Raw genomic sequence first — 11,858 nt, forward strand, 5'->3', positions numbered from 1 at the left:
ATTATAAGGTAGATTATTTACAGAATTCATTTCCGCAATCGTTATAAAGCAAAAATATTATCATCAAATGATATAATAATATTAATTTGATGTTAAGGTGTGTTATAGATTTGTTAATTATAATCGAATATTTACAATGACCTAAAAGATTACTGTTTCTCACCATTCAGCAATTAACAAACTAACTTAAACTTTCACTTCATTATGAAAAAACATTTGTCTTATTTAAGCCATTGGGATTTCGTTTTCAGACGAATTCCACTGCTGTTGTTATTATTACTCGCGGGCAGCGCTGCTCAGGCACAATCACTCGTTAAAGGTGTGGTTTCTGATGATAAAGGACTCACTTTGCCGGGTGTTTCAGTTACCTTAAAAGGCAGCACTAAAGGCGTTTCTACAGATTTTGACGGAAAATTTGAAATCAATGTCCCTGCCGATGCATCCCTTACTTTTAGTTTTGTTGGATTTACCAGCCAAACGGTAAGTGTAAATGGCAAAACAACCATAAACATCAAACTTAAACAAAGCAGTGAAGATCTTAACGAAGTGGTTGTAATTGGCTACGGAACGCAAAAGCGGAATGATGTCAACAGTGCCATTTCTTCGATAAAAACAAAAGACTTAGAGAATTTGAAGCAGGTTTCTGTTGATCAGATGCTTCAAGGAAAAGCGGCTGGAGTTTCGGTGACAAATAACAGTGGCCAGCCGGGAAGTGCAGTATCGATTAGGGTGCGCGGAACGACATCTATTACAGGTACAAACGAGCCACTATATATTATTGATGGTGTTCCGGTTTCGGGTGATGCGACCGGACGTTCCACTAGCGGTCGACCTGTTGCAGGGAACGATTTTTCATCTAACGGCGGAAGCGGAAGCAATGCAGTGAGTCCGTTGTCGATGATCAACCCGAATGACATTCAGTCGATTGACATCCTTAAAGATGCATCTGCGACAGCGATTTATGGATCACGCGGAGCGAATGGCGTCATCATCATCACAACCAAATCAGGGAAAAGCGGCAATGGTAAAATCACCTATGAAGGCTATACTTCGACCCAAACGATTTACAAAGAACTCGATGTGCTGAACCTTCAGCAATATGCAAGATACCAGAACCAGTTGGCCGTTTTATACAACCCATCGGCATTGCCAAGCGATGTCATCCGTCCGGAATTTGCACATCCTGAACTCCTTGGAAATGGGACAAACTGGCAAAAGGAAATTTACAGGACTGCGATGGCAAAAAGCCACCAGATCTCATTTTCAGGAGCAAAAGAAAATACCAGTTATTACCTGTCTGCAGGATTTTTAGACCAGGAAGGGATTATTATCGGATCAGGTTACAAACGTTATACGACAAGGCTAAACCTGGATACGAAAGTAAAGCCGTGGCTTCGTGTAGGTGCAAACCTTAATGCAGGGATTTCAAATGAAACCGTTACGATCAACCAAAGTTACCAGGGTTTGATCAGCAATACTTTGCTACAGGCTCCGGATATGGCGATCCGCAATCCTGACGGTAGCTTTGCTGCACCGCCGGCAGGCCAGAATGTCAATTACTTCAATCCGGTTGCAGAAGCTTTGACGAAAGAAAACAAACTCGTACGTAAAAACTTCCTCGGAAATATTTATGCAGAAGCCAATCTTTTTAAAGGTCTGAAATACAGGATAGAAGTATCTGCAAATACAGAATTTAATGAGAATACAGAATTTGCACCGTCATTCGACCGGGGTTCACAATACAACCTGACATCGGATCTTGCGGAAAGAAGGCAAAACTGGTACTCTACAAACATCAAAAATTTATTGACTTACGATTTTGGCATTAACAACCATAAATTTACAATTCTTGCCGGTCAGGAAGCGCTTGACAGCCACTGGGAAGGCATGTTGGCTACAGCCGAGGGATTGCAGACCAATGATATCTACACTTTAAACCTTGCAGATCCTGCAAACAGAAAAGTAGATTATTACAAAGGAAGCGCATCGATAGCATCGCTTTTTGGGCGTATCATCTATGATTATGCAGGCAGATATGGCATTTCGGGCTCAATTCGCCAGGACGTTTCATCTAAATTTGATCCCGCAGCGGAAGGACAAAAACAAAAAGGGGATTTTGCAGCATTTACAGTGTCATGGAAATTATCGGCTGAAAGTTTTATGGAATCGACACGCAAATACATCGACAACATCAAATTCAGGTTTGGTTACGGGGAAACCGGAAACCAGCAAATCCCGAACAACCGCTATAGTGCGATCTTAAGACAGCAAAACTCAGGTTTGGGTGTGGGCTTTTTGCCTTCAAATTTCCCAAATCCGGATTTGACCTGGGAATCATTAGAACAAAAAAACCTTGGAATGGATTTTACATTATTTAATTCAAGACTTGCTGTAAACATTGATGTCTATAATAAAAAATCAAAAGGATTCCTTTACCAGGTGCCATTGGCAGTGTACCTCACAGGAGATTTACCGAATGAAGGCGGGCAATATGGCGGAATCGCAGCACCGTATTCAAACCTTGGTGAAATGCAAAACGAAGGGTATGACCTGACATTCAACTACAGTACGAAAGGCACCGGGAAATTTTCATGGAATTCAACGTTGGTCGTTTCACATTACAAAAATGAATTGTTGTCTATCCAGGACGGACTTCCATTGACTTCTGCTGTGAATACCAATGGATACCAGCCGGTAGATGTTACCAATACAAGAGTAGGGAACCCAATCGGGATGTTTTACGGTTATGTAACGCAGGGAATTTTCAACAATTTAGCAGAACTTAATGCGGCACCATTGCAATTCGGCCAAACCATAGGAACTGCTCCAGGGCAGACTTATCTTGGAGACATCAGATATAAAGATGTCAATGGCGACAACGTGATTGATGCGAATGACAAAACTTTTATCGGAAACCCGCATCCTGATTTTACGTATGGTTTCACGAATAATTTCAAGTATGGCAATTTCGACTTATCGGTATTTTTGCAAGGCTCGCAAGGCAATGATGTCCTTAACCTAACCAAAAGAAATGGAACTTCGAATTCACAATTGTATACGAACCAATTGGTTTCCGCTGCCGATTTCTGGACGCCGACCAATACCAATGCAGCAAATCCAAGGCCGGTAAACAGCACAAGTACGCCAAACATCAATATTTCAGACAGATATATCGAAGACGGATCTTACCTGCGCATCCAAAACGTGACTCTTGGGTTTTCGCTTCCGGCCGACCTGATCTCAAAACTAAAGATGTCAAGAGTAAGACTTTACGCCAGCGCACAGAATCTGTACACGTTCACGAAATATGATGGTTATGATCCTGAAATCGGGTCATTCAACCAAGATCCGCTTTTGACAGGTGTAGACAACGGAAGATATCCAACACCAAGGACATATTCTGTAGGCGTTAATGTAGAATTTTAATTAAAAATCGAAATGAAAACGAAAAAAATAAACGGTTATAAATTTTTTACTGCAATGTTGGCTCTGTTTGCAATGGCTTCCTGTACGGAAGATTTCACGAACAGGCCACCTGAAGATGCCATCAGCCTTGATGCTTATTACAGCACAAACGAGCAGGTCGAATCTGCAACAAACGGACTTTACAGCAGAACCTGGTTTCAGCTTGAAAACAAATTTTTCTGGGCAGTTACAGAAGTAGGCTCGGGAAATATGTATACCAATTCGTCGGATGTGAATGCCTTGCGTACCTTTTCGCTTACAGGTACCGATCCCGAATTAAAAAGAGGATGGAGCTCGCTCTGGGCAAATGTGGCTCAGGCCAATTCGATCATTAATTTTCTTGCCGCCCGTGTTGGCCCGGACGTTTCCGACAGCGTATTGCAAAATACCATCGGCGAGGCTTATTTCATGAGAGCGACGGCTTATTTTTACTTGGTAAGAATGTGGGGGCCGGTTCCAATTATTGAAAACAACCTGAACTATCAGTCAACACCAAAAATTCCGGTGAACAGAACTGAAGACATTTATACTCTGATCGAAAGGGATTACCTGATGGCAGCAGAAAAGCTGAATGCCAAGACCAGAGGATCAAATTATGCCGAAAACGGAAGGGTTTCTAAAGGATCGGCGAAAGCCATGCTTGCCAAAGCTTATTTGTACATGAAAGATTATGCTAAAGCTAAAGCCACGGCAGAAGAAGTGATCAATAGCGGGGAATTCAAATTATTGGGTGGTAGCATGTTGCCGGGTAAAAACTTTGGTGACTTATTTAAATATGCTGGAAATAACAACGAAGAATCCATATTTGCGCTGCAATGGAAAGGTGACGGAAATTATGGCTCGGCAAACAACTGCAATACGCAATTCGGCATCCAGACCAGCGCCGTATCTACTTCAAATGTTTCTTACGGTGGCGTATTTGCCCCATCTCAGGATGTATTGACTGCTTTTACTGCGGGTGACCTTAGAAGAAAAGAAACGATCATGTTACCGGGAGATTCCTATCCGGATGTAAAAGTGGTGCAGGGCGGATTTTTAACAGTTCCCTCGGCAGATGAAATTGGCGGGCAAAATGCAGGCGCTGCAATCAAAAAGTATTGCCTCGGAATCAAAGGGGACGCGGCAGGCCCGGCAGACCAGTGGGGAATGATGGACAACAATACCTACATCATGCGATATGCAGAATTGCTTTTGATTCACGCCGAAGCCACTTTAGGCAATGCCGGAAGTACTTCCGATGCAGGTGCACTTGCTTCTTTCAATGCGGTTAGGGCCAGGGCAGGATTGTCAAATCTGGCATCGATCACATTTGATGATATCTTCAAAGAAAGAAGGAAAGAATTGTGTTTCGAAGGGGATTATTGGTTTGATCTTGGGCGCATTTCAAGAAGCCAGGCAACGACAATCATGGCGGCTCAAAACCGTGGAAACCGTATTACAGCCGAATATTTTACACCTGAGCCAGGCGATTTCCTGATTCCGTTCCCGGAAGACGATCTTGCTAAAAATCCGCTGTTGACCCAGCCGCCTGTACCTTATAACTTCAATTAAAAAAACAGTATTATGAAAAGTCTAAAAATTTCAGGCATTGGCATTCTTTTATTGCTATTGTCGTTCTTATCCTTAAACTCGTGTAGTGACGACGACAGCAAAACAAATGTTGGTGCGCCTCCAGTAATCTCGAGTGTCAGCGCATCTACAGTGGATGATAATGGAAATCCGACTGCGCTGACGCCGGTTAATTTAGGGTATGCCAATAATTATTACATCATCTCCGGATCAGGATTTACGTCTGTCCAAAAAGTATATTTTAACGAAACCGATACTTATTTTAATCCGGCATTTGTGACTGATAATACGATTATTGTCAATATCGACATTGATACGCCTTATGCCGATGCGTCGGATGAGTTGAAGGTCGTTACCGCAAATGGAACTGCAGTATATCATTTTGTGATTGCACCGCCAGCACCGCTTGTAAATAGTTTTAATCCGATCAATGCCGCTGCAGGTGAAACGGTTACGGTTTATGGTGATTTTTTCCTTGATCCTGTTGTTACTGTTGGGACAACGGCCGCCACGGTCATTTCTTCTACAATGACAGAAATCCAGTTTGTAATGCCTGCCGATTCCAATTACGACTATGTTGAAGTGACAACAATTTCAGGCTCAAATACGGCACCTCAAGCCATAGGCACTGCAATTTACGATGACGCACGTGCCAGCTTTGTTGAAAATTGGCTGGGTCCATGGGACGGTTCCGGCTTTACCGTTAATACGAGCATTAAAATACAGGGAGAAAGTTCAATCGAAGCCAATTATACCGCATATACCGGATTTAAAATCCCAATGTTTGCATCACCTGTTTCAACTGCCCCATATTCTGGGATCAGGATTTCGTTAAAAAGCACCAAACCAGCTGGCAAAGTAAAAATTTACGTGAACGGAAATAATGGTGCAGGTAAAGAAATTGAATTCACAAGCAACTGGACTTCAGTCGTTATTCCGTTTGCCGACCTAGGCGGCGCGCCAGCTTCCCTCAATGAAATTGTGATTCAGGAATTTGCAAATGCTGGAGGCGACAAATTATTCTTCGACGATATTGGTTTTATACTAAGATAATATTTTACGTTTTGTTTGAGTTAGTTGAACATATTCCCTGGTAGCTTTATCAGGGAATTGTTTTTTTAATAATTTTTTAATTTACACAGATGAAAATAATAAGGACAACCCTGATTGCTTTAACATCGACAATTGCCGTTTTTAGCCAGGGAAATACGCATAGCCAGCCTGTTGGAAAGTTCGAAGGGCTTGCAATGACTCCGCCAATGGGGTGGAATTCCTGGAATACTTTTGAAACCAATATTGATGAAAAGCTCGTAAAAGAAACTGCCGACATCATGGTCTCTTCAGGAATGGCTGCCGCAGGATACAATTACATCGTACTCGATGATGGCTGGATGACAAGGGAGCGTGATGCCAATGGAAACCTCGTTCCGGATCCTAAGAAATTTCCCGGCGGAATGAAATCGCTTGTCGATTATGTACATTCTAAAGGTTTAAAATTCGGGCTTTACAATTGTGCAGGCACAAAAACCTGCGGCGGATATCCGGGAACGCGCGGTTATGAATATCAGGATGCGCGATTTTATGCCGGATTAAACATTGATTTCCTGAAATACGACTGGTGCAATACCGAAGGAATCAATTCTAAAGAAGCTTACGCAACGATGAGCAATGCACTTAAAACAGCAGGAAAACCAATTGTTTTCAGCCTTTGCGAATGGGGCGATACCAAACCGTGGGAATGGGGCAAACCCATCGGAAACCTCTGGCGTATTTCTGGAGATATTTCTCCTTGCTTTGATTGTGAAGACAAGCATGAAGGCAATTGGTCATCGTGGGGATTCATGAAAATTGCAGAAATGCGCAAAGACATTCGGAAGTTTTCCGGACCCGACCATTGGAACGATTTTGACATGCTTGAAGTAGGTGACGGCATGACAGATACCGAAGACAAAACCCATTTTTCACTTTGGAGCATGCTTTCATCGCCTTTGATAGCGGGCAATGATTTGAGGAAAATGTCTCCTGAAACCAAACAAATACTGACAAACAAGGAATTGATTGCAATCAATCAGGACAAACTTGGCATTCAGGCATTTCAATATTCGCCCGAAAAAAACCTTGATGTCTGGGTAAAACCTTTGTCTGATGGAAATTGGGCAATTGCCTTTATCAACAGAAGTGAAAGTTCTAAAAATATCGTTTTTGACTGGAAGAAAAATAATTTATCAGATGCCGATTTTGGCTTTACCGCCGATTTTAACCAAAAAACGTATCAAATAAAAGACCTCTGGAAAAATAAAAATAACGGTACGACCGCTAAACCTTTCAAAGAAAACCTGGCCGCACACGATGTTATCGTACTAAGACTTACAAAATAATGAAGCAATACAAATCCATTTTTAGTGCTTTGCTGTTCTTTTTTACAATGGCAAATCAGGCGCAATTTGTAAAACAACACGGGCAACTTCATGTCAACGGCACGCAACTTACAGATCAGAACAACCAACCAGTTTCCCTTCGCGGAATGAGTTTTGGGTGGCACAGTTTCTGGCCCAGGTTTTACAATCAAAAAGCAGTAGGCTGGCTCAAAGATGATTTTCATTGCAATGTCGTCCGTGCTGCTATGGGAATAGAAGTTGGCGACCGCAATTACCTTCAGGATCCTGAATTCGCAAAACAAAAAATTTGTGCCGTTGTCGACGGTGCCATAAAAGAAGGCATTTACGTCATAATTGATTGGCACAGCCATAATATCAATCTTAAGGAAGCCAAAGTTTTCTTTGCAGAAATGTCTAAAAAATACGGCAAGCATCCCAATGTGATTTATGAGATTTTTAATGAGCCTGATGAGGAAAGTTGGCCAGAAATAAAAGCCTATTCAGAAGAGGTTATTGCTGAGATTAGGCAAAATGATCCTGATAACATTATTCTTGTTGGCTGTCCGCACTGGGATCAGGACATTCATTTGCCTGCAGCAGATCCAATAAAAGGATTTTCAAATTTAATGTATACGATGCATTTTTATGCAGCGACCCATGAAAAATGGCTCAGGGATCGCACCGACGAAGCGATTAAAAGCGGCCTTCCTGTGTTTATTTCAGAATCGGCCGGAATGGAAGCTACAGGTGACGGTGCCTTAAATTATAAGGCCTGGCAAGAATATATCAACTGGATGGAAGCAAAGCAACTCAGCTGGATCGTATGGTCGGTATCTGATAAAGACGAAAGCTGCTCTATTTTGAAAAAAACTGCAAAGTCAGAAGGGCTTTGGAAAGATTCAGATCTTAAAGAATCTGGGCTAAAAACGAGAGAATATATCAGAAAATACAACTCTGGAATGTGAAAAAGTAAGTTGGACTTATGGTTTAAGATTAAATATAAAAAGTTCCAAATCTGATTTAGAACTTTTTATTTCGTGACTTCGACTGGATTTTGTTCCAAGATCCAAAATAGCTCCGCTTTGAAAATCACTAAAATAAAAAAAACGCTCAAGTAAACTTGGCGTTTTTTCTTTTTTGCGATTTATTCGTGACCTCGACTGGATTACAACTTAAATTGGTTAGCCCTTTATTTACAGTGTTTCCGCAATGGTAATTTTATGAAGGGGTAATTATAGGGGTAACTAATTATGGTTTTTGTAAATTTTTCTGAATTTCAGTTGTAACAATCTTTCGAGATTTCCTAGCTTGTTTTTTGATTTTTTTGTCACCCATAATATAAACTGCCCGATTTAGGTACGTTCGAAAGTTGGTTTGTTTTTTTCTTTTACTTATATCGACATGCGTCATTGTGTATTCTCCCTTTTCGTTCAATTCAAGAACCACTTTTTTATAAGAAGATGTTTTTTCAAGATTATGTTCTTCCTTCGGACGACTTACATTCTCATAAATTTTTTTAATCTGATTTATAAATACAGCCTTCTTAGCGATCGGATTATTTTCCATTGTTCTATACGTTCTAACCTTAAGTAGACTATTGCAGTTCCACCAGTGGATGGAAAGTTTGCAGGTTAAGATGTTGGAATATGTGGGGAGCTTTATGCGGAAGTAAAGGTGTTGGGAGAACGGTCTATTTGCAGGTATATCTTATAAATCGCAGGCGTTAATTTGCTACTCTCTCCGCTCTGTATCGAACAAGCTTGAACTAAATTTCAAATTTTAATAATTCATGGTAATTAAAAAATAATTTGAGGTATATATATTTATTTTACTAACTTTATAACATTATAAATCAATGAATTAATCACTCTAAACCTAAGCGATGCACCATAACGATGTTGATTATTGGAGATACCTTACTTCTCTTCATACCGGTCATATTGACTTGCCTTCCCCTCGCGTCTGCCGACTTTTGGAAAGAATATTCCAGAGATGGAAAGAAAAACCACTTTGGCTTGACGAAAATGATGTTGGCCACTTGTTTTTGGATCGCAATGACCTATCAGAAGAAGAACGAGATGAACTAGCTAAACTTCCCGTTTCCATTCGCAAATCACTTGCGGTTAAAAGAATGTTTGAAGTTATAACAAACCCATTTATCGCGGAAAAAGCTGGTTCTTTTAGTGTCGATCCAGATGAGTTGGTACTTGGTACAATGCCTCCTTTTTCGGTTGGTCAAGGAAAAGAATTTGTATTGTATTTAACTGAAGACGAAAGGTTAACAGCGATGCTTAGTTACTTGAGCGAACGTTCGCCAATGGGACACATTGTGCCAAACCATGAACGAGCTGTGACTGTTGGTTTTAATGCCATTATAAACGATTGTGAAAAACTCGCTGCAAAAAATCCTGATCAAGAAAATTTTTACACTTCGGTAAAACTCTCACTCGAAGCCGTTATCTTTTTCGCAAGTCAGTATGCTGAAGAGGCTAAGCGAGTTGCTGCAACGCTCCCTGATGGTGACGCTCGCATAAGTTCATTGATTGCTGCCGCTCAACGACTGATTAAAATACCTGCACAAAAACCGGATACTTTTATCGAAGCAGTTCAGTGTATCTATATTTTGCACTGCGCATTCCATTGGACGGCCGAAATTGTTCCTATTGGTCGTCTGGACCAAATTTTATTTCCATTTTACGAAAGGGACGTCCGGAATGGAATTTTAACGCCTACAGCTGCGCAAGAGATTTTAGATTGTTTCTGGATAAAGCTTGGGGAGCGGGCTATGCTAAACAGACGTCATATTGAAAACCGTTGTACGGCAACTGATGGCGTGTTAACGGGCTTCTTTGGTTCATCAAATTATGATCAGGGTGGTTTAGCAAATCAATGGATGCAACAAATAACAATTGGAGGAGTACTTCCTAATGATGAACAATATGTTACAGATGCCAGTAATGCGGTTACCCGCATGTGTATACAAAGCTCAAGAAGATTACCACTCAATAGCCCAACGCTTGACCTACGCGTGCATACTGATACTCCACAGGATATACTGGAATTAGCAGCACAAACTTTATTAAGCGGCGGTGCTCATCCAGTTCTTTTAAATGATGATAAGATTATCAAAGGATTAATTGAAGGCGGGGCTGGAAAAATTTCTTTATCTGCCGCCCGCAATTATGCCTGCGATGGCTGTTATGAAACTATGATTGCCGGAGAATCCGAGTTCAGCTTTGGTTTTGTTTCCGCTCCCGAACTCATTGAAAAAGCATTGAACCGCGGTGCTGGTCTTGCGGCCGCGGGACCAATACACCTAATCGGGACCAAAGACAGCTGGCGTACGGAAGCTGCTCCAGACATTACATCTTGGGATAAGTTTTTAAAATTGATAAAAGAACACATGGTCTTGAGTTGCCACAGGTATATCAACACTTTAATGCTTAACTATGGCAATAAAGTTAATGTTTGTCCTTCGCCACTTTTATCAGCGTTTATAGGCGGATGCATTGAAAGCGGCAGGGATTTAACAGACGGAGGAGCCAGATACCATGTTTTCTCGCCTTTACTTACTGGTATTAGTACAGCAGCAGATTCCCTTTATGCAATAAAAAAACTTGTTTTCGAAGAAAAAGAACTTAGCCTAACCGAGCTATTGACCGCGCTTTCTACAAATTGGGGAGCAGGGTTGATACATTCGAACGAAAATGTTTTGCCTGCGTTGGGTATCGCTGTATCACCAAAACGTATTGATGAAATAAGAACGCTATGTAATGATCAAGCAAAATTCGGCTTCGGAAATAAGGAAGTTGACGTATTGGCCTGGGATCTTATCAATACTTTTTGTGATTGCGTGCATAATACATTTTCTTCATCTGTTCATCAGCAAGCTTATAAAGCACTTCAAAATAGATATAATAACAGCGTAAACACTTTTGATATTTCACTCATTCCCGGCGTCGGAACATTCGAGCAATATATGTTCAGCGGGTCTTTCTTGGGCGCCTCTGCTGATGGTCGTCGCTCTGGAGACGCAATAGCATCTGATCTTTCCCCGGCGCCTGTTCATCGCGATATTGCAGCAATACCAGCTAATGGTGTGAGTCGACATGCTCGCGTTGGCACGCTTGAGAAAAGTTTTGAAAGTTATGTTGATTCTTCCATGAACAGATTAGGCGATGGAGCCCCTGCTGATTATAATTTGCCGGAAGATTACCCGGTAGATCAGTTAGTCGCGCGACTTAGGGACTTTGCTAACGGTAATGGGGGTTCTATATCCACCTATACGGTAGCTGATCCAGCTACGTTTGCCAATGCCCAAAAAGACCCAGATAGTTACAATCTCTTACGTGTGCGAATGGGCGGTTGGACGGAGTTCTTTATATGTCTTTTTCCAGAGCACCAAGAACAGCACAGGCGCCGTCCACTATTCATCTCTTAAGCGAT

7 protein-coding genes are annotated in these 11,858 nt (G+C 41.4%); 6 read left to right on the plus strand and 1 reads right to left on the minus strand.

Annotated features, from left to right (window positions below; translation table 11 throughout):
* Positions 1-204 precede the first annotated feature (204 nt).
* The 5 genes from BLS32_RS08550 to BLS32_RS08570 all read left to right on the plus strand — a co-directional run bounded on the left by BLS32_RS08550 (position 205) and on the right by BLS32_RS08570 (position 8,377).
* On the plus strand, positions 205-3,426 hold the full coding sequence (locus BLS32_RS08550) for a SusC/RagA family TonB-linked outer membrane protein (RefSeq protein ID WP_091394071.1): 3,222 nt from the start codon (positions 205-207) through the stop codon (positions 3,424-3,426).
* Positions 3,427-3,438: 12 nt separating this feature from the next.
* Positions 3,439-5,016, plus strand: coding sequence for a RagB/SusD family nutrient uptake outer membrane protein (locus BLS32_RS08555; protein WP_091394075.1), 1,578 nt, complete (start codon positions 3,439-3,441; stop codon positions 5,014-5,016).
* A 12-nt stretch (positions 5,017-5,028) separates the two neighbouring features.
* On the plus strand, positions 5,029-6,087 hold the full coding sequence (locus BLS32_RS08560; protein ID WP_091394076.1) for an IPT/TIG domain-containing protein: 1,059 nt from the start codon (positions 5,029-5,031) through the stop codon (positions 6,085-6,087).
* 89 nt (positions 6,088-6,176) lie between these two features.
* Entirely contained in the window at positions 6,177-7,412 is a 1,236-nt protein-coding gene (locus BLS32_RS08565; protein ID WP_091394079.1) for a glycoside hydrolase family 27 protein, read from the plus strand.
* Positions 7,412-8,377 (plus strand): glycoside hydrolase family 5 protein, encoded by a 966-nt coding sequence (locus BLS32_RS08570; protein ID WP_091394082.1) that lies wholly within the window; start codon positions 7,412-7,414, stop codon positions 8,375-8,377. The genes BLS32_RS08565 and BLS32_RS08570 overlap by 1 nt, the downstream gene beginning before the upstream one ends.
* Before the next feature lie 283 nt (positions 8,378-8,660).
* Here the strand turns inward: BLS32_RS08570 and BLS32_RS08575 are convergent, their stop codons facing one another.
* The gene (locus BLS32_RS08575; protein WP_091394083.1) at positions 8,661-8,978 is read right to left on the minus strand and encodes a hypothetical protein; all 318 of its coding nucleotides are present in this window, start codon (positions 8,976-8,978) and stop codon (positions 8,661-8,663) included.
* Positions 8,979-9,294: 316 nt separating this feature from the next.
* Here BLS32_RS08575 and BLS32_RS08580 point away from each other — a divergent pair, with 316 nt between their 5' ends.
* Entirely contained in the window at positions 9,295-11,853 is a 2,559-nt protein-coding gene (locus BLS32_RS08580; RefSeq protein WP_091394086.1) for a pyruvate formate lyase family protein, read from the plus strand.
* The last annotated feature ends 5 nt before the right edge of the window (positions 11,854-11,858 follow it).

It is taken from the genome of Flavobacterium noncentrifugens (assembly GCF_900100375.1).
Classification (GTDB): Bacteria; Bacteroidota; Bacteroidia; order Flavobacteriales; family Flavobacteriaceae; genus Flavobacterium; species Flavobacterium noncentrifugens.

Excerpts from the sequence above, each read along its gene's own strand:
- BLS32_RS08550 (WP_091394071.1), top strand. The coding sequence starts at position 205 with ATGAAAAAACATTTGTCTTATTTAAGCCATTGGGATTTCGTTTTCAGA.
- BLS32_RS08555 (WP_091394075.1), top strand. The coding sequence starts at position 3,439 with ATGAAAACGAAAAAAATAAACGGTTATAAATTTTTTACTGCAATGTTG.
- BLS32_RS08560 (WP_091394076.1), top strand. The coding sequence starts at position 5,029 with ATGAAAAGTCTAAAAATTTCAGGCATTGGCATTCTTTTATTGCTATTG.
- BLS32_RS08565 (WP_091394079.1), top strand. The coding sequence starts at position 6,177 with ATGAAAATAATAAGGACAACCCTGATTGCTTTAACATCGACAATTGCC.
- BLS32_RS08570 (WP_091394082.1), top strand. The coding sequence starts at position 7,412 with ATGAAGCAATACAAATCCATTTTTAGTGCTTTGCTGTTCTTTTTTACA.
- BLS32_RS08575 (WP_091394083.1), bottom strand. The coding sequence starts at position 8,978 with ATGGAAAATAATCCGATCGCTAAGAAGGCTGTATTTATAAATCAGATT.
- BLS32_RS08580 (WP_091394086.1), top strand. The coding sequence starts at position 9,295 with ATGCACCATAACGATGTTGATTATTGGAGATACCTTACTTCTCTTCAT.